We start from the raw sequence: 25257 nt of genomic DNA on the forward strand, positions 1-25257 counted from the left end.
CCGACCGCCGCAAACATCGCGTGACTAGGAGATTCTCACCGGGTTAACCACATCCGCGATGAGCACCAGGATGGTGAAGCAGATGAAGATCCCGGCGACGACATAGGCGACGGGCATCAGCTTCGCCACGTCGAAGGGACCGGGGTCGGGCCGCCGGAACACCTTCGCCACGTTGCGGCGCAGCGACTCCCACAGTGCGCCCGCGATGTGCCCGCCGTCCAGTGGCAGCAGCGGCAACATGTTGAACAGGAACAACGAGAGGTTGAACCCGGCGAGCAGGAACAGCATCATCGCGATCTGGTTCTGCGGCGGGATGTCCAGGGTGAACACCTCGCCGCCGACGCGGGCCGCGCCCACGACGCCCATGGGCGAGTCCTGCTTGCGGTCGCCGTCACCGAAGGCCGCGTCCCACAGGTCGGGGATCTTGGAGGGCAGCGCCACGATGGACTCGACGCCGTTCTCCATCATGTTGCCCATGCGGTCCACGGACTCGCCGAAGGACTGCTGGACGATGCCGGAGGCGGGCGTGAAGCCGAGGAATCCGGCGTACACGTACTTGCCCTCGACATAGCCGCCGTCGCCGTCGGTCTTGCTGACCTGGTTCTTGATCAGGTTGGCGTGCAGGTCGACGCGCTTGCCGTCCCGCTCCACGGTGAGCGTCGCGGGTCCTGTGGTCTCGCGGATCTTCGACTGCAGCGCCGACCAGTCGCCGACGTCCTTGCCCTGGAAGGCGACGATCTTGTCGCCGGCCTTCAGGCCCGCGGCCTTGGCGGGCGCGGGCTTGTCGCCCTTCTCGCAGGTGTTGCGGTTCTGGCTGGCCTCGATGACGCAGTCGGAGACCTTGCCGACCGACGTCGTCTGCGTACTGATGCCGAAGGTCATCATCACGCCGAGGAAGATCGCGACGGCCAGGACCAGGTTCATGAAAGGACCGGCGAACATCACGATCACGCGCTTCCAGGGCTTGCGCGTGTAGAACAGGCGGCTCTCGTCGCCCGGCTTGAGCTCCTCGAAGGCGGCGGAGCGCGCGTCCTCGATCATGCCGCGCCAGGGCGACGTGGAGCGTGCCTCTATTTTCCCGTCCGGTCCCGGCGGGAACATGCCGATCATGCGGATGTAGCCGCCGAGCGGGATGGCCTTGATGCCGTACTCGGTGTCGCCCTTCTTGCGCGAGAACAGCGTCGGACCGAAGCCGACCATGTACTGCGGCACGCGGATGCCGAACATCTTCGCGGTCGACAGGTGGCCCAGCTCGTGCCAGGCGATCGAGAACAGCAGCCCGATCACGAAGACGACTATGCCGAGGATCATCATCAAGGTCGTCATGCACGAGCCTCCGCGGTCGTCTGGTTCCTCGTCGCCGCCGTCGCCGACGATTTGGTCGTGGCCGTCAGTTCACGGGCCCGGGCGCGCGCCCAGGTCTCCGCTTCGAGGACGTCCGCGACGGTCAGGGAAGTTCCCGCGCGCGGTGTGCCGTGTTCGGCGACGACCTGGGTCACGGTCTCCATGATGCCGTTGAAGGGCAGCGCGCCCGCCAGGAAGGCGTCCACGCACTCCTCGTTGGCGGCATTGAACACCGCCGGGGCCGTGCCCGCGAGTTCCCCGACATGCCGGGCGAGCCCCACCGAGGGGAACGCCTCGGTGTCGAGGGGGAAGAACTCCCAGGTCGAGGCCTTGGACCAGTCGAACGCGGGCGCCGCGTCCGGGACCCGCTCGGGCCAGCCGATGCCGATGGCGATGGGGCCGCGCATGTCCGGCGGGGTCGCCTGGGCGAGCGTGGAGCCGTCGGTGAACTCGACCATGGAGTGCACGTACGACTGCGGGTGCACGACGACCTCGATGCGGTCGAAGGGGATGTCGTAGAGGAGGTGGGCCTCGATGACCTCCAGGCCCTTGTTGACGAGGGTCGCGGAGTTGACCGTGATGACCGGGCCCATCGCCCAGGTCGGGTGCGCGAGCGCGTCCGCGGGCGTGACGTCCGCCAGGTCGGCCTTCGTACGTCCGCGGAAGGGGCCGCCGGACGCGGTGACGACGAGCTTGCGGACGTCGGCGCGGGTGCCTGCGGCGAGCGCCTGGAAGAGCGCGGCGTGCTCGGAGTCGACCGGGATGATCTGGCCCGGCTTGGCGAGCGCCTTGACCAGCGGGCCGCCGACGATCAGCGACTCCTTGTTGGCGAGCGCGAGCGTGCGGCCCGCCTCCAGGGCGGCGAGCGTGGGGGCCAGGCCGATGGAGCCGGTGATGCCGTTGAGGACGGTGTGGCACTCCGGGAAGTCCGCGGAGGCGAGGTGCGTGGCTGCGTCCGGGCCCGCGATGATCTCGGGCAGCGGCTCCCCGGCGCCGTACTGCCCCGCGAGCGCCTCGCGCAGGGCGGGCACGGCGTCCTCGCGGGCGACCGCCACGGTCCGCACCCGCAGCCGCCTGGCCTGCTCGGCGAGCAGTTCGACGCGCCCGCCCGCGGCGGACAGGCCGGTGACGCGGAAGCGGTCGGGGTTGCGCAGCACGAGGTCGACGGCCTGCGTGCCGATCGAGCCCGTGGAGCCGAGGACGACGAGGTCCCGCGGTCCTTCGGCCGCGACGGGGTCGAAGACGAGGTGCGGGTCTGCGAGGGGGGCAGGGCTTTCGCTCATGCCCCCATTGTGGCCGTAGCGGGGCCCGGATCCGACAGCGCCTCTCGGCTCGCGCCGGGCGGGGGCGGGTGGGGGTCCCTCGCGGGGCGCCCCAGTCCCGCCCCTTCTCCGAAACCGGGGGCTGCCGCCCCCTGGGCCCCCGCTGTCGGCGCTTCGCGCCTCGTCCTCAAACGCCGGACGGGCTGAAACCTTGCCGCAACCGGCACATCGGACGTCAGCGGATCGGACGGTGGACGTTCTCCTTCGTGCTCGGGCCCGGTGTCGCGTCCGCGATCCACGGGCCGTCGCCGCTCGGGTCGATGACGCCCTGTTCCAGCCAGGTGTACGTGCCCGAGAGGACACCCTTGACCACCCGGCGGTCCTGGTCGTCGGTGTTGGTCCACAGGCGGCCGAAGAGTTCGTCGACGCGGATGCGGGACTGCCGGCAGAAGGTGTCGGCGAGCTGGTAGGCCTCGCGGCCGTACTCCTCGGTGGTGCGCAGGAGTTCGGCGCGTACGCAGGCCGCGCTCATCGCGAACAGTTCCGCGCCGATGTCGACGATCCGGCCGAGGAAGCCCTGCTTGGTCTCCATCCGGCCCTGCCAGCGCGACATCGCGTAGAACGTGGAGCGCGCCAGCTTGCGCGCCGTGCGCTCGACGTACCGCAGATGACCCGACAGGTCCGCGTGGCCCGCGGGGTTGAAGTCGGCGTACGAACGCGGGAGTTGCCCCGGACCGGCGACGAGCTTCGGCAGCCAGCGGGCGTAGAAGGCGCCCGCGGCGGCACCGGCCCTGGCCTTGTCGGAGAGGGTCTTGTCCGGGTCGATCAGGTCCCCCGCGACCTTCAGGTGCGCGTCGACGGCCTCGCGGGCGATCAGCAGGTGCATGATCTCCGTCGAGCCCTCGAAGATCCGGTTGATGCGCAGGTCGCGCAGGATCTGCTCGGCGGGCACGGCGCGTTCGCCGCGCGCGGCGAGCGACTCGGCGGTCTCGAAGCCGCGGCCGCCGCGGATCTGTACGAGTTCGTCGGCCATCAGGCAGGCCATCTCGGAGCCGTACAGCTTGGCGAGCGCGGCCTCGATGCGGATGTCGTTGCGGTCCTCGTCGGCCATCTGCGAGGACAGGTCGAGGACGGCCTCCAGGGCGAAGGTCGTCGCGGCGATGAAGGAGATCTTCGAGCCGACCGCCTCGTGGTACGCGACGGGCCTGCCCCACTGCTCACGGGCGCTCGACCACTCGCGGGCGATCTTCAGACACCACTTGCCGGCGCCGACGCACATCGCGGGCAGCGACAGGCGGCCGGTGTTGAGGGTGGTGAGGGCGATCTTCAGGCCCGCGCCCTCCGGGCCGATGCGGTTGGCGGCGGGGACGCGCACCTGGTGGAAGCGGGTGACGCCGTTCTCCAGGCCGCGCAGGCCCATGAAGGCGTTGCGGTTCTCCACCGTGACGCCCTCGGCGGCGGCCTCGACGACGAAGGCGGTGATGCCGCCCTTGTGCCCCTCCGACTTCGGCACCCGCGCCATGACCACGAGCAGGTCGGCGACCACGCCGTTGGTGGTCCACAGCTTCACGCCGTCCAGTACGTAGTCGTCGCCGTCCGGCACGGCCGTCGTCGCGAGGCGGGCCGGGTCGGAGCCGACGTCCGGCTCGGTGAGCAGGAACGCGGAGATGTCCGTGCGGGCGCAGCGCGGCAGGAACGCGTCGCGCTGCTCCTGGGTGCCGAACAGCTTCAGGGGCTGCGGTACGCCGATCGACTGATGGGCCGAGAGCAGCGCGCCGATCGCGGGGTTGGCGGAGCCGACGAGCGCGAGCGCCTTGTTGTAGTACACCTGCGTGAGGCCGAGCCCGCCGTACTTCGTGTCGATCTTCATGCCGAGCGCGCCGAGCTCCTTGAGGCCGTTGACGACCTCGTCGGGGATCAGGGCCTCACGTTCGATGCGCGCCCCGTCGATCTTCGTCTCGCAGAAGTCGCGCAGCTTGGCCAGGAATTCCTCGCCGCGCTGCGCCGCCTCGTCGGAGGGCAGCGGGTGCGGGTGGATCAGGTCGAGGCGGAAGCGGCCGAGGAACAGTTCCTTGGCGAAGCTGGGCTTGCGCCAGTCCTGCTCGCGGGCGGCCTCGGCCACCTGCCTGGCCTCGCGTTCGGAAACCTTGGGCTGTGTGGAGTGTGGTGCGGACAAGAGGCTCACCTCGCCGCGAGTCGGGATCAGGGGACCGGATGGTTACTCACCGGTGCTACTGGATCGTTGGTACCCGATTCCAGGCATCCCCACCAGCCTTCGCGCAGCGAACGGCCGCCCGCAAGAGAAACGGCCGGAACCCCCGCACAGCGGGCTCCGGCCGTTCCGTCCCTCTTGCCCTCTTGTGACTACAGGTCGATGCCCGTCAGCACCATCACGCGCTCGTACGTGTAGTCGTCCATGGCGAAGCGGACGCCCTCGCGGCCCACGCCGGACTGCTTCACGCCGCCGTACGGCATCTGGTCGGCGCGGTAGGAGGGCGCGTCGCCGATGACGACGCCGCCGACCTCGAGGGCGCGGTGGGCGCGGAACGCGGCCTGGAGGTCGTGGGTGAACACGCCCGCCTGGAGGCCGTACTTGGAGTCGTTGACGGCGTCGAACGCGGCCTGCTCGCCGTCGACCTTCGTCACGGTCATGACCGGGCCGAAGACCTCCTCGCAGGCGAGGGTGGTGCCGGCCGGGACGTCGGTGAGGACGGTCGGCGCGTACGCGGCGCCGTCGCGCTTGCCGCCGGTCAGGAGCTGGGCACCGGCGCCGACGGCCTCGTCGACCCAGGACTCCACCCGCTTGGCCGCGTCCTCGCTGACGAGCGGGCCGACGTCGGTCTTCGGGTCGGACGGGTCACCGGTGACCTGGCCCTCGACCGCCGTGACGATCTTCGGGAGCAGCCGGTCGTACACCGACGCGTCGGCGATGACCCGCTGCACGGAGATGCAGGACTGGCCGCCCTGGTAGTTGGAGAAGGTCGCGACGCGCGCGGCGACCCAGTCGAGGTCGGCCTCGGAGGAGAAGTCGCCGAGGACGACGGCGGCGCCGTTGCCGCCCAGCTCCAGGGTGCAGTGCTTGCGCGGCACCGAGTCCATGATCGCGTAGCCGACCTGCTCGGAGCCGGTGAAGGAGACCACCGGCAGGCGCTCGTCCTGGACCAGCGCGGGCATCTTGTCGTTGGCGACCGGAAGGACCGACCAGGAACCCGCGGGCAGCTCGGTCTCGGCGAGCAGCTCGCCGATGAGGAGTCCGCTGAGCGGGGTCGCCGGGGCCGGCTTGAGGATGATCGGCGTACCGACGGCGATGGCCGGGGCGATCTTGTGGGCGCACAGGTTCAGCGGGAAGTTGAACGGAGCGATGCCGAGGACGACGCCCTTGGGGAAGCGGCGCGTGAGGGCGAGGCGGCCCTGGCCGCCGGCGTCGGTGTCCAGGCGCTGGGACTCGCCGCCGTTGAAGCGGCGGGCCTCCTCGGAGGCGAAGCGGAACACGGAGACGGCGCGGCCGACCTCGCCGCGCGCCCACTTGATCGGCTTGCCGTTCTCGGCGGAGATGAGCTGCGCGATCTCCTCCGTGCGCTCCACGAGGCGGCGGCTCACGTGGTCGAGAGCCGCTGCGCGGACGTGTGCCGGGGTCGCCGCGAACTCGTCGCGCACGGCGTGGGCGGCCGCGACCGCCTCCTCCACCTGCGCGTCGGTGGGCACGGCTGCCTTGCCGACGAGGCGGCCGTCCCAGGGCGAGGTGACGTCGAGCGTGGTCTCGCCGGTGGTCTGGCGACCGGCGAGCCAGAAGGCGTGGATGGAAGTCATGAGAATCCCGGCCCTTCCGCGGAGGTTCGTTGCTGCTTCTGCTTTTACGAGGTCCACCGTAGGGGTGGGGCCTGCGGCGGGGGTTTGTCCGAGTCGGCGTACTGGCTGCCGCCGGCACACCGGAATGTCAGGGCCGCGCCCTGCTGGGGCTGCGCCCCTTTCCCCCCTTTTCGCCGCTCCGCGGCTCGTCCTCAAACGCCGGACGGGCTTTCTCCCCACCCACCCGCCCTTTTCGCCCTCCGGGCGGGGTGGGGGGGCAGAAGATGCGCGGGGCGGGGCCCAGAACGCGCCGGTCCGCCCCTCCTTCCAGCCCGTCCGGCGATTGAGGACGAGGCCGTTCAGGCCGATACGGGGGTCCAGGGGGCGGAGCCCCCTGGTTACGGGAAAGGGGCGGGACTGGGGCGCCCCGCGAGGGCACCAACCTCAGTCCGTCGACGTAGACGTCGCCTTCAGCGAGAGCCACAGCTCCATCCGGACATCCGGGTCGTCCAAGGAGCGGCCGAGGATTTCCTCGACGCGGCGCATGCGGTAGCGCAGGGTGTGGCGGTGGACGCCGAGGTCCGCGGCGGCGGCGTCCCACTGACCGTGGCGGGAGAGCCAGGCCCGCAACGAGGCGACCAGATCCCCCCGCCCAGTGGCATCGTGCTCGCGCAGCGCCCGCAGCAACCCGTCGGCGAACGCCCGCACCGCGTCGTCCGCGAGGAGCGGAAGCACGGACCCGGCGGCAAGCTCCTCGTGCTCCACAAGCGCCCTCCCCCGCCGCCGCGCCACGGACAGCGCCTGCTCGGCCTGCTTGTAGGCGGACGCGGCGGCAATGGGCCCCGCGGGCGCGGAGAGCCCCATGAGCGGCCCGGGCTCCTCCGCCGGTTCGCGCCCCTCCGCCCGCCCCGAGTCGAGAAACGCGGCGTACTCGACGGCGGCCAACTGCGCCGCACCCCCGTCCGCGACGAGCAGCACGAGCCGCTCCCCGTAGGGCACGACGAGCAGCGCCTCGCCGAAGCGCGCGGCGGCGGACTCGACGGCGTCGACGAGCCCCGTAGACCACGCGCCGTCGGCCGCCGAGGCCGCGTCGCCCGCGGCCTCCGCCGGTCCCGCCGCCTCCGCGACGACGAGGCGGAACGGAGCGTCGAGCAGCCCGCCGTACAGATCACCGGCGACGGCCCGCGCGTGGTCGGGTTCCCCGGCGAGCAGCATGCGCAGCACGGCGGACCCGATCCGGTCCTCCGCGGCCTGCAGCGAGCGGGAGCGTTCGGTGGTGAGGGTGAGCAGGGCGATGGCGGAGTGCACGGCGTACCGCTCGGCCGTGCCGAGGGTGGAGGCCGTGCCGACGGCGAGCGCGGCGCGCGGGCGCCGCCCGGTGCCGAGGGTGTGCAGCTCGACCCGGTCGTCGGCGCCGGCCACGACGAGGCTGGCGGGTGCTGGCCGGTCCCGCAGCCGCTCGACGTCGGTGGTGAGCCGGGCGGCGCGGCGGGCGGCCCACTCGGGCGCGGTGGCGACGACGGCGCCCGAGGCGTCGTACAGCGCGGCCCAGCCGTCGACCTGTCCGGCGAGCGCGCCGAGCAGCCCCTGCGGGCCGTCGCCGAGTGCCTGCTTGGTCAGCTCGCGCTGGGCGGCGAAGCCCGCGGTGACCGCGCGGTACTGGTCGGCGGCGATCGCGGCGGACACGGCCTTGCTGATGGCGAGGAAGGGCGTGCGGCGGGGCACCTCGATGAGCGGGAGCTCCTCCGCCCGCGCCGCCTCGACCAGTGCCTCGGGGATGTCCGGGTAGTTCACGCCGACCGCGAAGCCGAGCCCGACGACGCCCGCGCCGACGAGCCGCTTCACATAGCGCCGCATCGTCTCCGGGTCCTCCGCGTCCAGTTGCAGCGCGGTGATCAGGAGCAGCTCGCCGCCCTCCATGTACGGCACGGGGTCGGCGAGCTCGCTGACGTGGGCCCAGCGCACGGGGGTGTCCAGGCGGTCCTCGCCCGCGCGCACGGTGAGCTTGAGCGCGGAGTGGTGGACGAGCGAGGCGAGCGTGGGCGGCATGGGACCTTCAGGTCGTACGGCGGCGGAGTCCGGTCGGCGAGGACCGCGGGCCGGTGCGGGTGCTGCTGCGGGTGCGGAGTGGTGCGGGTGGTGCGGAACGGTGCGGGTGCTGCTGCGAGTGGTGCGGGTGCGGTTGCTGCCCCGGGTGGTGCGGAGTGGTGCTGCTGTGGGCCGGTGCGAGGCTTGCGAGGCTGGGGGCGTACGGGACAGGGCTGCGGGCGACTACCGGCGAGGCCCCCACCGGCTCCCGACCGGCGCGCGCTCGCCCGTTGATCTTTTGGCCGCCACGTATGACGGCTAGTGTCGATTCTGCCTTACCGTACGGTCGCCTCGGGCGGCTTGCAGGGTATGTACGGCAGCCTTTAACGCACGCCGTGGGCGCGCCCGCGACTCCCGCACGCCCCCTCCGCCCTGCCCCTGCCCCTGCCCCTGGCCCCCCTGGCGTCAGCCCCGCAGATCCACCAGCAACGGCGGCGCGTGCTCCCCCCGCACATCCGTCAGCGAGAGCACCGCGTGCCCCGGCGGCACCGCGTGCGCCAGCTCGGAGGCCGACCAGCGCTCGCGCTCGACCTGGCGGACGGTGACCGCGCGGGCGGTCGGCGCCCGCCCTGTGATCACCCTGCGCAGGGCGTGCACGACCTTGCCGAGGGGCTCCTCGGCGATGATCTGGCGGTCGGTGACGTCTCGCGCCTCCGTCCACTCCTTGCCCCAGACGTCCGCGAAGTCCTGCCCGTCCCACGGGGTGAGCCCGGACAGGGCCATGCGGCAGCCGACGGCGCCGAGCAGAGGCGTACGCAGCGGACGCGGGGCGTCGTCCAACGTACGCAGTGTCATCACGACCCCCGCGTTCGCGGACCGCAGGCGCTGGACGCGGCGCACGGCCTCCGGGGTCACCGTGCCGGTGGCGTCGTCGAGGACGAGGCAGGCGAACAGCGAGCGGTCCTCGCGCGCGGCGGCCGAGGCGGTGAACTGGGCGAGCACGAGGCGCGCGAGGATGCGCGAGGCGTCCGCGTGCCCGCGCTCGGGCAGGTCGATGCGGACCCGCACGGGGTGGTCGAGGGCGCGCAGCGAGAAGGGCGTGGACTGGCCCGAGGTGTCGAAGAACGCGGCGAACGCGGGCCGGTCGAGCAGCGCGATGCGGTCGGCGAGGATCGCGCCCGGATCCCCGGGGTGCCCCAACTGCCGCTCGCGCGCGTCGAGTTCGCGCAGCATGGGCTCCTGGCCCGCCTCCTGGAGGGCCTTGCGCAGCTCGCCGAACGGTCCCGGGACGCCGTCGAGCAGGGCGCGCAGCTCCGGTACGGACGGGAAGCGGCCGTTGACCGTGTGGAACGGGCCGAGGAGCTGGGCGAGGACGGTGGTGGAGCGGCGGCTGTCGGCGCCGGGGTGCGGGTCGACGAGGTCGCCGACGAGCGCCTCGGCGAGGACGGCGGCGGCCTCGTCGGGGTCGGTGGTGCCGCCGTACAGGTCGAGGTCGTACACGGAGTCGGGGTGGCCGACACGCACCACCACGTCGTAGTCGTCGCCGGGTCCGAGGCCCGCACCCGCCGCGCCCACCACGACGACGGCGGCGCGTCCCGCGAGGGCCTGCAGGCACAGGGCCTCGGCGAGCGGCCACACCACCGTGCCGGTCTTGCCGGACCCGGCGGGCCCGACCGCGAGCAGCGAGGTGCCGATCAGCTCGGGCCCGAGCGCGAGTCCTGTGCCCCGGTAGGCGTACGGATTGCGCGGGTCGTCCACCGTCGTGCCGAGCCGCACCTGCGAGGTGGCGAGGTCGTGCCGGGCCGCCCGCGCGGGCAGGTCGCGGTCGCCGGAGGGGTGCGGGCAGGCGGCGGCGCCCTCGCGGACGACGGCGTCGGTGAAGACGGCGAGCGGGCTGTTGCCGGAGCGGACGGAGCGCCAGGCGCGGGCGATGCGGGCGACGTCGATGTCGCGCATCAGCCCGGCGCGGGCGTCGGCGGCCAGCCGGTCGGCGGCGGCGCCGGCGCCTCCGGCGCGGAGCTTGGGCCACTCGGCGGGGTCCTCCTCGGGCGGAGGCGGTGGGGGAGCTGCCTCCCGACGCCACGCAGGTAGGCCGAACCGCCGCCAGACCTCACCCCAGCGGCCGAACCGCGCGAAGGCAGCGAACACTCCAAAGAAGAAAGCACCCACGTAAAGGTGCGAGGCGACACCCCCCACAACCCTGCTGCCGCCATTCGTCCAACTGTCCGGAGCCAGCACCAACCAGGGCCACATCCAGTAACCGCCCAAGTACCCGTTCCACAGCAGCGAGCACAGCAGCCAGCCGCACAGGAACGCGATCAAAGCCCCACTGAACAGCTGCCGCGTCGGGATGACCTCCGGCTCCTGCTCGGGCCGCGGGGCGTGCCCGAACCGCCACACGCCGGGCGCGGCCTGCGGGCGCGGGGTGCGCAGCCAGCCGAGGAACGATTCACCGCCGGCCCCGGCGTCGGGCGCGGCACCCGGCGCCCGCACCGGACGCGGCGGCACCGACACCAGCCGCGCCGCCTCGGCGGAGCCGCCGGGCGGTGCCGGCCGCGGCACCGGCCTTGCATGCGTACCGCGTGCGTCGTGCGTGCCGTCGGAAGTCATGGCCCTTGCCCCCTGACCTGCCCTGTCGAGTGGTTCGCGGCTCAATCTAGTGCCCACGCACCGCAGTTATGCCGCGTGCGCGCCGAACATGGCACGCGGTCCCGCGTGTCCCCGCCCGGCCGGCGGCCATGAGCGGCCGTGACACGCCCCTGTTCACCGGTATGTCCACTCCGGACAACCGCCACGCCCAACATCTCCCCCATGGAGCATGCCCGCGCCCCTTCCCCGCCCCTAACCTGCGGAGAAAAGCCAGAAGCGTCCGAAAGACGAGCGTCGCCAGAAGGCGCGCGTCACACGCGTCCGCACGAACCACCCCCAGGAGCTCTCATGACCGACCTTCCCCAGGAGCGCCGCGTCGTCACCGCCATCCCCGGGCCGAAGTCCCAGGAGCTGCAGGCCCGCCGTACCGCCACGGTGGCGGGCGGCGTGGGCTCGGTGCTGCCCGTCTTCGCGGCCCGCGCCGGCGGCGGCATCATCGAGGACGTCGACGGCAACCGCTTCATCGACTTCGGCTCCGGCATCGCGGTGACGAGCGTCGGCGCCTCCGCCGAGGCCGTCGTGCGCCGGGCCTCCGCCCAGCTGCAGGACTTCACCCACACCTGTTTCATGGTCACTCCGTACGAGGGCTACGTGGCCGTCGCCGAGGCCCTTGCCGAGCTGACGCCGGGCGACCACGCCAAGAAGTCCGCGCTGTTCAACAGCGGTGCCGAGGCCGTCGAGAACGCCGTCAAGATCGCCCGCGCGTACACCAAGCGCCAGGCCGTCGTGGTCTTCGACCACGGCTACCACGGCCGCACCAACCTCACGATGGCGCTGACGGCGAAGAACATGCCGTACAAGAACGGCTTCGGCCCGTTCGCGCCCGAGGTCTACCGCGTCCCGGTGGCGTACGGCTACCGCTGGCCGACCGGCGCGGAGAACGCGGGACCCGAGGCGGCCGCGCAGGCCATCGACCAGATCTCCAAGCAGGTCGGCGCCGACAACGTCGCCGCGATCATCATCGAGCCGGTGCTCGGCGAGGGCGGCTTCATCGAGCCCGCGAAGGGCTTCCTGCCCGAGATCGTGAAGTTCGCCAAGGACAACGGCATCGTCTTCGTCGCGGACGAGATCCAGTCGGGCTTCTGCCGCACCGGCCAGTGGTTCGCGTGCGAGGACGAGGGCATCGTCCCGGACCTGATCACGACGGCCAAGGGCATCGCGGGCGGCCTGCCGCTCGCCGCCGTCACCGGCCGCGCCGAGATCATGGACGCCGCGCACGCGGGCGGCCTCGGCGGCACCTACGGCGGCAACCCGGTGGCCTGCGCCGGTGCCCTCGGCGCCATCGAGACCATGAAGGAGCTCGACCTCAACGCCAAGGCGAAGAACATCGAGTCCGTCATGAAGGCCCGCCTCGCGGCCATCGCCGAGAAGTACGACATCGTCGGCGACATCCGCGGCCGCGGCGCCATGATCGCGATCGAGCTGGTCAAGGACCGCGCCACCAAGGAGCCGAACCCGGCCGCCACCGGCGCGCTCGCCAAGGCCTGCCACGCGCAGGGCCTGCTCGTCCTGACCTGCGGCACGTACGGCAACGTGCTGCGCTTCCTGCCGCCGCTGGTCATCGGCGACGAGCTCCTGAACGAGGGCCTGGACATCATCGAGGCCGCGTTCGCGGAGATCTGAGCGGACCGGACCGTATGCTTCGGGACGACTGGATCAGCCCCTGACGTGTGGCGACCTCACGCGGTGCGGCAGCCATGACCTGGGGTGACGGTCAGGGCCTGTGAAGAACGTGTGGGAGCCCCATGACGGGATGCCGTTCCGTCTGTCGGCCCTTCCCCTCCTGACGTACGGTTTCCGCAGATGAGAGAAACACCCCGCTCACAGGAAACTGTGGGCGACACCGGGTCGGAGCCTCCCCAGCCCCGCCCTGGGCGTGCCTTCGCGCACACACCTGGAGCCCATGGCTCCGGAACTCCTCACCGATCGGATGGCCGCCCGCCCCAAACCCCCCGGGGCGCGCGGCAGCCCGGTCAGCTCGGCCGCTTCGGAACTACCCCCCCTGTTCCGAGGCGGCCGACCACTTTTCTGCTGCTCGGCGGTGTTCTCTTCGTTCTCCTCTTCGCGCTCTGCACCTGGCAGGCCGCCGTGGACAGCCCGCTGCGCCGCCTCGACGAACGCGCGGGCCGCGCCCTCGCCGACAGCCGCCTTCCCGAAGCCGCCGCCGAACTCCTCGCGGACCTCGGCAACATGACGGTCGCGGTGCCCGTGCTCGCGCTGGTCGTCGCGTACACCGCCTGGCGGGCCCGGCGCGTCGGCGCTTTCCGCTGGTGGCTGCCGCCGCTGACCGCGGCCCTCGCGATGGTGGCCGTGCCGCTCCTGGTGGTCCCCGTGAAGCTCGCCGTCGACCGCCCGGGACCGCCCGGCGCGGACGGCAGCGGCTACTACCCCTCGGGCCACACCGCCACCGCCACGGTCGCCTACGGCGCCGCCGCCCTGCTCCTGCTCCCCCTGCTCACCGGCGCCTACGCCCGCCGTGAACTGGTCATCGGCTGCGCCCTGTTGAACGTCGGTGTGGGCCTCGGCCTGGTCCGCAGCGGCTACCACTGGCCGCTGGACGTCCTCGGGAGCTGGTGCCTGGGCGCGGCCCTGCTCGCCGTCATGGTGCTCGTCCGCGCGCGATACGGTCGGGAGCCGACCGAGGACTGATCGCGGGATCACGGGCAACGCCCGGCAAGGCGAGGGGGAACGCATGGCCGACGAGCCGGACCAAAGGAGCGTCACCCCGGACCAGGTGGCCGTCACCGAGCCCGACCACGTGGCCGTCACCTACGAGCGCGGGGACTACGCCCTCACCCGCTCCCCCGGGTACGCGATCCTGCCGGTCCACGGCCGCCTGATCCACCACGATCCGGCTTGCCCCCACCTCACCGACCCCGGGTCGCTGCCCCAATTCCCCGATCCCGACGGCCTGCTGTGGCGCCGCCTCATCGACTCCGCGCCGTCCCGGGACACCGCGGGCCGCGCCGCGTACGCCAAGTCCATCGGGCTCACCGGCGGCAAGGGGCAGCCGATCACGGGTGTGTGCAGCTGCGTGCTCACGCCCGTCTCGCCCACACGCGCCGAGACGTTGCGGCCCTGGCCCCTGGACGAGGCGATCGCCGCCTTCGACCGGAAGCGGCACGCGCCGCTGCTCGCCGAGATGTCCGCGCAGGCCGAGGAGATCCGACGGGCCTTCCCGTGGGAGGACTGGCCGTCGCTGCCGCTCGAACGGTTCGTGCTCGGCCTCGGCGACAGCGCGCAGACCAAGCCGTACTGCTATCTGCTGGAGTTCGGCACCCACGCGCTCGGCTCCATCGCGGGCGGCTCCGCGCGCAAGCACCTCATCTACTGGCGGAACCAGGACGGCAGTTGGTGGCACGATTCGCGGTACGCGAGCGCCGACGAGGCCTGGCAGGAGGTGCGGGCCGGCATCGTCGAGGCGGTCACGGCCGCGCGCGAGGGCCGGATGGCCGACATCGACGCGATCGACGCCATCCGCTCGGGCCCGGCGCTGATCGCCAAGACACTGCGCGTGTACGCGCCCGAGGCGACGCTCGCGCTCTACGCGCAGGACTGGGTGCCGCACCTCATCCAGCGCCTGACCGGCGAGCCGGTGCCGAAGCTCGAACGGTTCGCGCTGCAGGCCCGGCTCAAGGACGTCGTCGACGCCGACGCGCGCTTCGCGGGCTGGTCGTACGACGAGGTCGTGACGTTCCTGTTCTGGTGGGCCGACCCGCACCGCACCCAGCAGATCGTCAAGATCGCGGCGGGCCGCGACGGGAGCCTGTGGGAGCGGTGCCGCGCGGGCGGTCACATCGCCGTCGGCTGGGACGAGGTCGGTGACCTGCGGGCGTACGCGGACAAGGACGAGTTCGCGGCGGCGTTCAAGGCGGCGTACACCGACGAGTACAACGGCCATCAGTCGAAGATCTCCGCGAAGGCCAACGAGGTGTGGAAGCTCCTCGGCCTGCGCCCCGGTGACCTCGTCGTCGCCAACACCGGTGCCAGCCAGGTCCTGAGCGTGGGCCGGGTGACGGACGAGGGCTATGTGTGGCGCGCGGACCTCGACGACCACCGGCACACCGTCGGCGTCGACTGGGACGACCGGTACGCCACGCGTCTGGAGGAGCCGGAGCGGTCCTGGGCGACGGTGACCGTGAAGGACGTCCCGGCCGCGCTGTGGACGAAGATCCGGCGCGCCAAGTCCGCCAGGCCGCGGGCCGACCGGGACGAGGCCGGGACGGACACCCTGCCGGAGGCCGCCGCGGCCGTCGCCCCGCAGCCCCTGGACGCCGAGCTGCGCACGGTCGCCGACGCCCTCGAACGGCGCGGCCAGGCCGTCCTGTTCGGCCCGCCCGGCACCGGCAAGACGTACACCGCGCTGCGCTTCGCGGTGCGGTGGCTGGGTGAGCTGTCCGGTCTACCGGACGTCGACGCGTACGCCGAGCCGGGCACCGAGGCCTTCGGCGCGGCGCTCGACGCGCTCACGGACGCCGGGCGTCTGACGACCGTGACGTTCCATCCGAGCTATGGGTACGAGGACTTCGTCGAGGGCTACCGGCCGGTGCGGGCTGGCGGCCCGGACGGCGCGGGCGGTCCCGCGGGCGGCCTCACCCTCGGCCTCACCGACGGCGTGTTCAAGCGCGTGTGCGCGGCCGCCGCTGCCGACCCCGGCCACCCCTACCTGGTCGTCGTGGACGAGCTGAACCGGGGTCATCTCCCCAAGATCTTCGGCGAGTTGGTGACCCTTCTGGAGAAGGACAAGCGGGGCCGCTCCGTCACGCTGCCGCTCAGCCAGGAGCGGTTCACGATCCCGCCGAACGTGTACGTCATCGGCACCATGAACACGGCCGACCGCTCCATCCGCGCCCTGGACGCGGCCATCCGCCGCCGCTTCGCGTTCCTCGAACTCCTCCCGGACTCGGGCCCGTTGCAGGGCTGCCACGTCGAGGAGCTGCACCTGGCCGACCTGCTCGACGCGCTCAACCAGCGCATCCGCACCCACCTGGACCGCGAGAAGCAGATCGGGCACGCCTTCTTCCTGCCGGGCGGCGCGCCCGTCGACTCCGCCGCCGAACTGGCCGCGATCGTCCGCAGCGAGATCCTGCCGCTGCTCCAGGAGTACGCGTACGACGACTACACCCTCCTCGCGGCCTTCCTCGGCGACGACCTCGTCGACCCCGGCACCCACACCCTGCGGGACCTCGGCGACGAGGGCCTGGTCAGCGCGCTGTACCGGGAACTCCAGGTCAAGGGCGGGTCGGAGTAGCGTGCCGCACCCCTCGGGCGGCACGACCAGGCCCGTGGTGGCCGTGCGGGAGTACGGCACCGCGGTCGTCTACGGGGTCGCGCTCAGCACCGCCGACCGCCGCCTGTGCGCCGCGCCCGCGCTCGCCGACCGGCTCACCGTGCGCGAACTCGCGGGCGGACACCTGGAGTTGACGGCGTACCAGCACGTCGGAGTCGTACAGCTCGACGCCTGCGAGATCCGCGTCCGGCCCAAGTACCTGGGCGAGGACCTCGATGTCCTGCGGATGCTCGCGTACGCCGCCGACGGGAGCTGTCCGCCGCTGGACGCGCTCCGCACGGCCGCCGCGGGCGCCCCGAATCTGCGGGACCTGGTGGCGCTGCTCGTCACCGAGCACGGCGAGCGGCTGCTCGCGCACGGCGCGCGCCGCGACTACGTGACGTCCGAGGAGGATCTGACGTCGGTACGCGGACGACTCCTGGTGGACCGTCAGGTGCTGCGCCACTACGGGAGGTTGGACCGGCTCGCCTGCCGGTTCGACGAGCACGACGCCGACATCCTCGACAACCGCCTGTGCGCGGCCGCCACCGACCTCGCCGCCCGCACGACCCGTGCCCCGGCCGTGCGGGCGAGGGCACGACGCGCGGCGGCGCGGTTCGCCGCCCTCGCGCCGGGGCCCCTCGGCGACGTGCGGGCGGCGCTCGCCGGGCTCGACTACCACCGGCACAACGAGCGCTACCGCGCCGCGCACCGCTGGGCCGCGCTGCTGCTCACCGGCGGCGGCATCGGCGACCTGTTCGCCTCCGGGCCACTGGCCGCACGCGCGTTCCTCGTCGACATGAACACCCTCTTCGAGGCCTTCACGACCCGGCTGCTCACCGACGCGGCGGCGGGCACAGGGCACGCCGTGCGGGATCAGTCGCGGCAGCGCGGCGTCCTGCACGACGAGCGCACCGGGACGCCCTACGGCGAGATCCGCCCGGACGTCCTCGTCACGGGCCCGGACCTGCGCCTCCCCGTGGACGTCAAGTACAAGCTGTACGAGGCCGGGGCGCGCGGCGGGAAGCTGAGCACCGCCGACCTGTACCAGGCCTTCCTGTACGCCCACGCGCTCGCCCGGCAGCCGCAGGGCCGGATGCCGACGTGCGTGCTCGTCCACCCCGGCGGGCCCTCCGCGCCCCGCGAGAGCGTCGCCGTGCGGCGGTGGGACGGCGGGACGTCGGCCCGGGTGCGGTCGCTGCCGCTGGATCTGCCGGGCGTGCTGCGGGAGTTGGGCGGGCCGGGGCGGACGGAGGCGCTGGGGCGGGTCTGGGGTCAACTGCTGCCGACGTAGCCTCAGTTGTTGCCGAAACAGCTTCAGTTGCTGCCGAAGTAGCTGTCGAAGTTCTTCGAGAACTCCCAGTTGTTGAAGCGGTCCCAGTTGATGGACCAGGTCATCAGGCCCTTCAGGGCGGGCCACTTGCCGTGCGTCTTGTAGGAGCCGCAGTTGGTGTTCTTGGTCAGGCAGTCCAGGGCCTTGTTGACCTCGCCCGTGGAGACATGGCCGTTGCCCGCGTTCACCGAGGCGGGCATGCCGATGGCGATCTTCTCCGGGGGCAGCGGCGGGAACACGTTGGCGGTGTTGCCCTTGACGGGGAAGCCGGTGAGCAGCATGTCGGTCATGGCGATGTGGAAGTCGGCGCCGCCCATCTGGTGGTACTGGTTGTCGAGGCCCATGATCGGGCCGGAGTTGTAGTCCTGGACGTGCAGCAGGGTGAGGTCGTCGCGCAGGGCGTGGATGACCGGGAGGTAGGCGCCCGCGCGCGGGTCGGCGCCCCACTGGCCGGGACCGTAGTGCTGGTAGCCCAGCTGCACGAAGAAGGTCTCCGGGGCCATGGTGAGGGTGAAGCCGGAGCCGTACTTGGCCTTGAGGGTCTTCACCGCGGAGATCAGGTTCACGATCACCGGGGTCGTGGGGTTCTTGAAGTCGGTGTCGTTGGCGTTCAGCGAGAGCGAGTGGCCCTCGAAGTCGATGTCGAGGCCGTCGAGGCCGTACTCGTCGATGATCGCGGAGACGGACGAGACGAACTTGTCGCGGGCCTGGGTGGTGGTGAGCCGCACCTGGCCGTTCTGGCCGCCGATGGAGATCTGGACCTTCTTGCCCTGGGCCTGCTTGGCCTTGATGGCGGCCTTGAACTCGTCCTTGGTCTCGACGTTCGGGCACTCGGTCTTCGGGCAGAGGCCGAAGCGGATGTCGCCGGACGTGGCGGAGGTGGGCTCGCCGAAGGCCAGGTCGATGACGTCCCAGCTCGCCGGGGTGTCGGCGAGGCGCGTGTAGCCGGAGCCGTTGGCGAAGCTGGTGTGCAGATAGCCGACGAGGGCGTGGGCGGGCAGCGCTTCGGCGCGGGCCGGAGCGTCCCCGGACCCGGACCCGGGATCGGCCGCGCTGGGCGCCGCGAGCAGGCCGGACGCCGCGAGCGCGAGAGCCGCCGCCGCGGTGACGAGCCGGTGTCTGCGCAGGGCTGAGCGGAATCGTGAGCGGTCCACAACTGCCTCCGGCGGTGGGGGGATTGGGGAGGTCGACAGGGTGCCGAGCGGGACGCGCTCAAGATGGTCCAGACCAATGCGCTTGTCAAGGTTTCGGGCAGCATCGCCTCCCGCCGCGCGGGGTCGGGGCCCGCACGCCGCTCACTCCTCGCCGCGCTCGCTCGACTCCCGTGCGAGCAGCGCCGCCGCCTCGTGCATCGCGAGTTCCAGGATCGCCGGGTCGACGAGCGTGCCCGAGCCGTCCGGCGGGATCAGCCAGCGCACCCCGCCGGTGGACCGCCCCGGGAAGGGCACCACGATCCAGGTGCCGCGGCCCGCGCCGCGCACGCCCGTCCCCACCCACCGCGCGACCGTCCCGGCGGGCACGAAGAACCCCATCCGCGAGTCGCCGAAGTCGGCGAGCACCGGCCCCGGCCGGTCCACCACCCGCGTCAGCACGTCCAGCGTGGGGTGGCCGAGCTCGCCCGGCAGGATGAGCACGTCCCAGAGCCTGCCCGCCGGGAGCAGCGCGACCCCCAGGGGGTTGCGCTCCCACTCCCAGCGGCAGGCCTCCGGATCGGGCGCCACGGACACCAACCACTCAACCGCCGATTTAGGACCCGAGCCCGTCATGGCAGACCTTCCTCTCGTGTGTCACGGATACGCGTGTCACGAGGGAGAGGCACCTCTGGGCGGAGCATTACGCGGGTTCCACTACTGAGTGGTAGTGAAGCGGGTCACGGGTCGGAGCGGGCGTACGCCGGTGGACTATGCCGTGGTCAGTCGCCTCTGCGGCACCTGCCACAACAGTGTGCGTCAACTGTCGAAGCCGAGCCCCACCTTGTCCATCGCCCGCAGCCAGACGTTCCGCCGGCCGCCGTTCTCGTCGGCCCGCGCGAGCCCCCGCTTGGTGAGCGTCACACCGGCCCACGCGAACGGCTCGGGCGGGAACGGCAGCGGCTTGGAGCGGACCATCTCCAGGGCGGTGCGCTCCGTGCGCTCGCCCGCGAGCAGGTCCAGCATCACGTCGGCGCCGAACCGGGTGGCGCCGACGCCGAGGCCCGTGTACCCGGCGGCGTACGCGACCCGATCCCCGTACGCCGTACCGAAGAACGCCGAGAACCGCGAGCACGTGTCGATCGCGCCGCCCCACGCGTGCGTGAAGCGCAGGCCCTCCAACTGCGGGAAGCAGGTGAAGAAGTGCCCGGCGAGCTTGGCGTACGTCTCGGGGCGGTGGTCGTACTCGGCGCGCACCTTGCCGCCGAAGGGGTAGATCGCGTCGTACCCGCCCCACAGGATGCGGTTGTCGGCGGAGAGCCGGAAGTAGTGGAACTGGTTGGCCGCGTCGCCGAGGCCCTGGCGGTTCTGCCAGCCGATGGCGGCGAGCTGGTCGGGGCTCAGCGGCTCGGTCATGAGCGCGTAGTCGTACACCGGGACCGTGTACGGGCGGACGCGCTTGACCAGCGACGGGAAGACGTTCGTGCCGAGGGCGACCTGGCGGGCGTGGACCCGGCCGTAGGGCGTGCGGATCGCCATGCCGGCGCCGGGCGAGGCGAGTTCGAGGGCCGGGGTGTGCTCGTAGATCCGTACGCCGAGTTCGCGGCAGGCGCGCTTGAGGCCCCAGGCGAGCTTCGCCGGGTGCAGCATGGCGACGCCGTCACGGTCGTAGAAGCCGCCGAGGAACGTGGGCGAGTCGACCTGCTTGCGCAGCTCGTCCGCGTCGAGCAGCTCGGCGCCGCCCGCGAGGCCGAGGGCGTCCATCTCCTCGTACATCTCGTGGAGTTCGGCGAGCTGGTGGGGCTGGGTGGCGACGTCGATCTCACCGGTGCGCTCGAAGTCGCAGTCGATGCCGTAGCGGGCGACGGCGGCCTCGATCTCGTCGAGGTTGCGGGCGCCGAGCTCCTCCAGCTTCGCGATCTCCTTCGGCCAGCGGGCGAGTCCGTTGGGCACGCCGTGGGTGAGGGAGGCGGCGCAGAAGCCGCCGTTGCGGCCGGAGGCTGCCCAGCCGATCTCGCGGCCCTCGACGAGGACGACGTCACGGCCGGGGTCGCGCTCCTTGGCGATCAACGCGGTCCACAGGCCGCTGTAGCCGCCGCCGACGACGAGCAGGTCGCAGCGCTCGTCGCCGACGAGGGCGGGTTCGGGGGCGGGCTTGTCGGGGTCGTCCAGCCAGAACGAGACCGGCTTGGCCTCGGAGAGAGACTTGGTCCAGCGGGTCATGGCGCTTGGGGCCATGATTTCCAACTCCTTCAGGGCTCTTACGCTCTTACAGGGATTTCTTGGTGCGGCGCTTTCCGACGAGCATTCCTGCCACCACGAGAAGGACGGCAATCAGGAACATCGCCGTGCCGATCACATTGATCTGAACGGGCGTACCCCGCTGCGCCGATCCCCAGACGAACATGGGGAAGGTCACAGTCGATCCGGCGTTGAAGTTCGTGATGATGAAGTCGTCGAAGGACAGCGCGAAGGCGAGCAGCGCGCCCGCCGCGATGCCGGGGGCGGCGATCGGCAGGGTGACCCGCAGGAAGGTCTGCACCGGACCGGCGTAGAGGTCCTGCGCGGCCTGTTCCAGGCGCGGATCCATGGACATCACGCGCGCCTTCACGGCCGTCACGACGAAGCTCAGGCAGAACATGATGTGCGCGATGAGGACGGTCCAGAAGCCCAGTTGGGCGCCCATGTTGAGGAACAGCGTGAGCAGCGAGGCGGCCATGACGACCTCGGGCATCGCCATCGGCAGGAAGATCAGCGAGTTCACGGCGCCGCGCGCGCGGAAGCGGTAGCGGACGAGCGCGAAGGCGATCATCGTGCCGAGCACGGTCGCGCCGAGCGTCGCCCAGAACGCGATCTGCAGGCTCAGCGACAGCGACCCGCACATGTCGGCGACGCCGCAGGGGTCCTTCCAGGCGTCCGTCGAGAATTCCTGCCAGGAGTAATTGAAGCGCCCCTTCGGCTTGTTGAAGGAGAAGACCGTGACGACGACATTAGGCAGCAGCAGATAGCCGAGGGTGATGAGTCCGGCAAAGACGATGAGATTTCGGCGCAGCCAGCGGAAAAAGGCGGAGAAGACGGCCATCAGACGAGATCCTCCGTCCCCGACTTGCGGATGTAGAACGTCACCATGAACAGGATCGCGGCCATCAGGATGAAGGAGAGTGCCGCAGCCGTCGGGTAGTCCAGAATGCGCAGGAACTGCGTCTGGATGACGTTGCCGACCATGCGGGTGTCGGTGGACCCGAGCAGGTCGGCGTTGACGTAGTCGCCCGCCGCCGGGATGAAGGTGAGCAGGGTGCCGGAGACGACGCCCGGCATGGACAGCGGGAACGTCACCTTGCGGAAGGTCGTGGAGGGCCGGGCGTAGAGGTCGCCCGCGGCCTCGTGCAGACGGCTGTCGATGCGCTCCAGCGAGGTGTAGAGCGGCAGGATCATGAACGGCAGGAAGTTGTACGTGAGTCCGCAGACCACCGCGAGCGGGGTGGCGAGGACGCGGTCGCCGTCGGTGGCGCCGAGCCAGTTGGTGACGTCCAGGAGATGCAGGTTGTTCAGGGCGCCGACGACGGGGCCGCCGTCGGCGAGGATCGTCTTCCACGCCAGCGTACGGATGAGGAAGCTGGTGAAGAACGGCGCTATCACCAGGACGAGGATCAGATTGCGCCAGCGGCCCGCGCGGAACGCGATGAGGTAGGCCAGCGGGTAGCCGAGCAGCAGGCACAGGATCGTCGCGGCGCCCGCGTAGATCACCGAGCGCAGGAACTGCGGCCAGTAGTCGCCGAGCGCGTCCCAATAGGTGGCGAAGTGCCAGGTGACCTTGTAGCCCTCTTCGAGGGAGCCGGTCTGCACGGACGTCGACGCCTGGTAGACCAGCGGCAGCGCGAAGAAGACGAGCAGCCAGAGGATGCCGGGAAGCAGCAGCCAGTAGGGGACGAGGCGGCCGCGCTTGCGGGGCGGCTTCGCCGGGGGCTCGTCGGCCTCGGGGGGCGCGGCTTTGGTGAGGGTCGTCACGCGTCCTCCTCGACCTTCTCGACGCCCGCCTCTGCGTCCTGATCCGCGTCGAGGCCGAAGGTGTGCGCCGGGTTCCAGTGCAGGACGACCTCAGCGCCCGGGACCAGCCGGGTGTCGCGCTCGATGTTCTGCGCGTACACCTCGAAGGCGTCGCAGACGGGGCTGTTGACGACGTACTGCGTGGAGACGCCGATGAAGCTGGAGTCGGCGATGCGGCCCGTGATGCGGTTGCGGCCGTCGGGGATCGCGCCCGCGTCGTCGGCGTGCGTGAGCGAGATCTTCTCCGGGCGTACGCCGACCAGGACCGTGCCGCCGGTCGCGGCGGGGGCGGTACATCGCGCCTTGGGCAGCGTCAGCTTCCCGCCGCCCGCCTTGAGGAACACGTCCTCGCCGCTGACCTCCGCCACCTCGGCCTCGATGAAGTTCGACGTGCCGAGGAAGTTGGCGACGAACGTGGTGCGCGGGTTCTCGTACAGGTCGGCGGGGGCGCCCTGCTGCTCGACGCGGCCGCCGTTCATCACGGCCACGGTGTCGGCCATCGTCATGGCCTCCTCCTGGTCGTGCGTGACGTGCACGAAGGTGATGCCGACCTCGGTCTGGATGCGCTTGAGTTCGAGCTGCATCTGGCGGCGCAGCTTCAGGTCGAGGGCGCCCAGCGGCTCGTCGAGGAGCAGCACCTTGGGGTGGTTGATGAGCGCGCGGGCCACGGCGACGCGCTGCTGCTGGCCGCCGGAGAGCTGGTGCGGCTTCTTGCGGGCCTGCTCGCCGAGCTGGACCAGGTCGAGCATCTCGCCGACCTGCTTCTTCACCGACCTGATGCCGCGCCGGCGCAGGCCGAAGGCGACGTTCTCGAAGATGTCGAGGTGCGGGAAGAGGGCGTACGACTGGAAGACCGTGTTCACCGGCCGCTTGTACGGCGGCAGCGCGGTGACGTCCTGCTCGCCCAGGCACACGGTGCCGCCGCTGGGCTCCTCAAGGCCGGCGATCATGCGCAGCGTGGTGGTCTTGCCGCAGCCGGAGGCGCCGAGCAGCGCGAAGAAGGAGCCCTGGGGCACGGTGAGGTCGAGCGGGTGCACGGCCGTGAAGGAGCCGTAGGTCTTGCTGATACCGCTGAGGCGTACGTCGCCGCCGTGCTCTTTGGGTTCTTTGGCAGTCGTCATATTGGCGTCCCGAGGAATTCGATGAGGTGTACGTCAAGAACCGGTGAGCTTCGCGAACTTCCCCTCGTACGCGGCCTCTTCCTTGGGCGTGAGCGAACGGAAGGCGTGCGACTTCGCGGCCATGGCCTTGTCGGGGATGATCAGCGGGTTCGCCGCGGCCTTGGGGTCGATCTTCGCGAGCGCGTCGCGGACGCCGTCGACCGGGCACACATAGTTGATGTAGGCGGCGAGGCGGGCCGCGGGCTCCGGCTCGTAGTAGTAGTCGATGAGCCGTTCGGCGTTGCGCTTGTGGCGCGCCTTGTTGGGGACCAGGAGATTGTCCGTCGAGGTCATGTAGCCGCTGTCCGGGATGGCGAACTCGATGTCGGGGTTGGAGAGTTTGAGCTGGACGATGTCCCCGGCCCAGGCCACGCACGCGGCGAGGTCGCCCTTGTCGAGGTCGGCGGTGTAGTCGTTGCCGGTGAAGCGGCGGATCTGCTTCTTGTCGACGGCCTTCTGAAGGCGCGCGACGGCCGCGTCGAAGTCGTCGTCGGTGAACTTCGCGGGGTCCTTGCCGAGGTCGAGAAGCACCATGCCCATGGAGTCGCGCATCTCGGACAGGAACCCCACGCGCCCCTTGAGCTTGGGCTCGTCCATCAGCTGCGACACCGAGGTGATCTTCTCCCCGTCGGTCGCCTTCTTGTTGTACGCGATGACGGTGGAGATGCCGGTCCAGGGGTACGAGTAGGCGCGCCCGGGGTCCCAGTCGGGTGAGCGGAACTGGGCGGACAGGTTGGCGTAGGCGTGCGGCAGCTGCGCCGGGTCGAGCTTCTGCACCCAGCCGAAGCGGATGAGGCGGGCGGCGAGCCAGTCCGTGACGCAGATCAGGTCGCGCCCGGTGTCCTGCCCGGCGGCGAGCTGCGGCTTGATCTTGCCGAAGAACTCGTTGTTGTCGTTGATGTCCTCGGTGTACTTGACGCTGATGCCGGTGCGTTTCGTGAACGCGTCGAGGGTGGGGCGTCGCTCGTCCTTGTCGACGTCCATGTACTCGGTCCAGTTGGAGAAGTTGACGCGCTTGTCCTTGTCCGAGCGGTCGTCCGCGGCGATGCCGCCCTCGCCCTTGCCGGCCGCGGGGATGCCGCACGCGCTCAGGGCGCCGAGCCCGCCCGCGGCGAGCACGCCGCCGGCGGAGGCGCGCAGCACCGAACGGCGGCCGACCGCGGCGGAGCCGCCGCGCAGGGCCCGCCGCCCGGCGCTGAGCTGGGCCGGGGACAGACTCTCTGGCTCGTAGTGCTCCATGCGCTTT

Annotated in this window: 16 protein-coding genes and 1 pseudogene; 4 read left to right on the forward strand and 13 right to left on the reverse strand. The window is 71.5% G+C overall.

The features are described from left to right. Positions 1-24: 24 nt before the first annotated feature. The 6 genes from IEY91_RS35010 to IEY91_RS35035 form a co-directional block, all read right to left on the reverse strand. Positions 25-1326 (reverse strand): M50 family metallopeptidase, encoded by a 1302-nt coding sequence (locus tag IEY91_RS35010; protein ID WP_164319939.1) that lies wholly within the window; start codon positions 1324-1326, stop codon positions 25-27. Continuing rightward, positions 1323-2627 (reverse strand): 1-deoxy-D-xylulose-5-phosphate reductoisomerase, encoded by a 1305-nt coding sequence (gene dxr, locus IEY91_RS35015; protein WP_189177059.1) that lies wholly within the window; start codon positions 2625-2627, stop codon positions 1323-1325. The genes IEY91_RS35010 and dxr overlap by 4 nt, the downstream gene beginning before the upstream one ends. A gap of 214 nt (positions 2628-2841) precedes the next feature. Beyond that, a complete protein-coding gene (locus IEY91_RS35020) occupies positions 2842-4791 on the reverse strand; it encodes an acyl-CoA dehydrogenase family protein (protein ID WP_189177060.1) in 1950 nt (649 codons plus the stop codon). A 179-nt stretch (positions 4792-4970) separates the two neighbouring features. Then, entirely contained in the window at positions 4971-6416 is a 1446-nt protein-coding gene (locus IEY91_RS35025; RefSeq protein ID WP_189177061.1) for an aldehyde dehydrogenase family protein, read from the reverse strand. Between the two features lie 423 nt (positions 6417-6839). Next, positions 6840-8444, reverse strand: coding sequence for a PucR family transcriptional regulator (locus IEY91_RS35030; protein WP_164319947.1), 1605 nt, complete (start codon positions 8442-8444; stop codon positions 6840-6842). 444 nt (positions 8445-8888) lie between these two features. Next, the gene (locus IEY91_RS35035) at positions 8889-11033 is read right to left on the reverse strand and encodes an ATP-binding protein (RefSeq protein WP_189177062.1); all 2145 of its coding nucleotides are present in this window, start codon (positions 11031-11033) and stop codon (positions 8889-8891) included. Positions 11034-11360: 327 nt separating this feature from the next. On the opposite strand from IEY91_RS35035, the gene gabT reads away from it, so the two are divergent. The 4 genes from gabT to IEY91_RS35055 all read left to right on the forward strand — a co-directional run bounded on the left by gabT (position 11361) and on the right by IEY91_RS35055 (position 17635). After that, entirely contained in the window at positions 11361-12695 is a 1335-nt protein-coding gene (gene gabT / locus IEY91_RS35040; RefSeq protein WP_164319952.1) for a 4-aminobutyrate--2-oxoglutarate transaminase, read from the forward strand. Between the two features lie 465 nt (positions 12696-13160). Next, the gene (locus IEY91_RS35045) at positions 13161-13721 is read left to right on the forward strand and encodes a phosphatase PAP2 family protein (RefSeq protein ID WP_306309941.1); all 561 of its coding nucleotides are present in this window, start codon (positions 13161-13163) and stop codon (positions 13719-13721) included. A gap of 43 nt (positions 13722-13764) precedes the next feature. Continuing rightward, positions 13765-16323 (forward strand): McrB family protein, encoded by a 2559-nt coding sequence (locus tag IEY91_RS35050; protein ID WP_229697439.1) that lies wholly within the window; start codon positions 13765-13767, stop codon positions 16321-16323. Position 16324: 1 nt separating this feature from the next. Then, a complete protein-coding gene (locus IEY91_RS35055) occupies positions 16325-17635 on the forward strand; it encodes an McrC family protein (RefSeq protein WP_229697440.1) in 1311 nt (436 codons plus the stop codon). 23 nt (positions 17636-17658) lie between these two features. Here the strand turns inward: IEY91_RS35055 and IEY91_RS35060 are convergent. The 7 genes and pseudogenes from IEY91_RS35060 to IEY91_RS35090 all read right to left on the reverse strand — a co-directional run. Then, a pseudogene (locus tag IEY91_RS35060) lies at positions 17659-18756 on the reverse strand (chitinase); the annotation flags it as partial. Between the two features lie 213 nt (positions 18757-18969). Then, positions 18970-19440, reverse strand: coding sequence for a hypothetical protein (locus IEY91_RS35065; protein ID WP_164319959.1), 471 nt, complete (start codon positions 19438-19440; stop codon positions 18970-18972). Between the two features lie 183 nt (positions 19441-19623). Beyond that, positions 19624-21042 (reverse strand): NAD(P)/FAD-dependent oxidoreductase, encoded by a 1419-nt coding sequence (locus tag IEY91_RS35070; protein ID WP_164319963.1) that lies wholly within the window; start codon positions 21040-21042, stop codon positions 19624-19626. 31 nt (positions 21043-21073) lie between these two features. Beyond that, entirely contained in the window at positions 21074-21886 is an 813-nt protein-coding gene (locus IEY91_RS35075) for an ABC transporter permease (RefSeq protein WP_164319967.1), read from the reverse strand. Continuing rightward, the gene (locus IEY91_RS35080; RefSeq protein WP_164319970.1) at positions 21886-22812 is read right to left on the reverse strand and encodes an ABC transporter permease; all 927 of its coding nucleotides are present in this window, start codon (positions 22810-22812) and stop codon (positions 21886-21888) included. Before IEY91_RS35080 ends, IEY91_RS35075 begins: the two co-directional genes overlap by 1 nt. Continuing rightward, complete coding sequence (locus tag IEY91_RS35085; protein WP_189177065.1) at positions 22809-23972, reverse strand: ABC transporter ATP-binding protein; 1164 nt, start codon at positions 23970-23972, stop codon at positions 22809-22811. The genes IEY91_RS35080 and IEY91_RS35085 overlap by 4 nt, the downstream gene beginning before the upstream one ends. 33 nt (positions 23973-24005) lie before the next feature. Then, a complete protein-coding gene (locus tag IEY91_RS35090) occupies positions 24006-25250 on the reverse strand; it encodes a polyamine ABC transporter substrate-binding protein (protein ID WP_189177066.1) in 1245 nt (414 codons plus the stop codon). Between the last annotated feature and the right edge of the window lie 7 nt (positions 25251-25257).

Source organism: Streptomyces lasiicapitis (assembly GCF_014646335.1).
GTDB lineage: Bacteria > Actinomycetota > Actinomycetes > Streptomycetales > Streptomycetaceae > Streptomyces > Streptomyces lasiicapitis.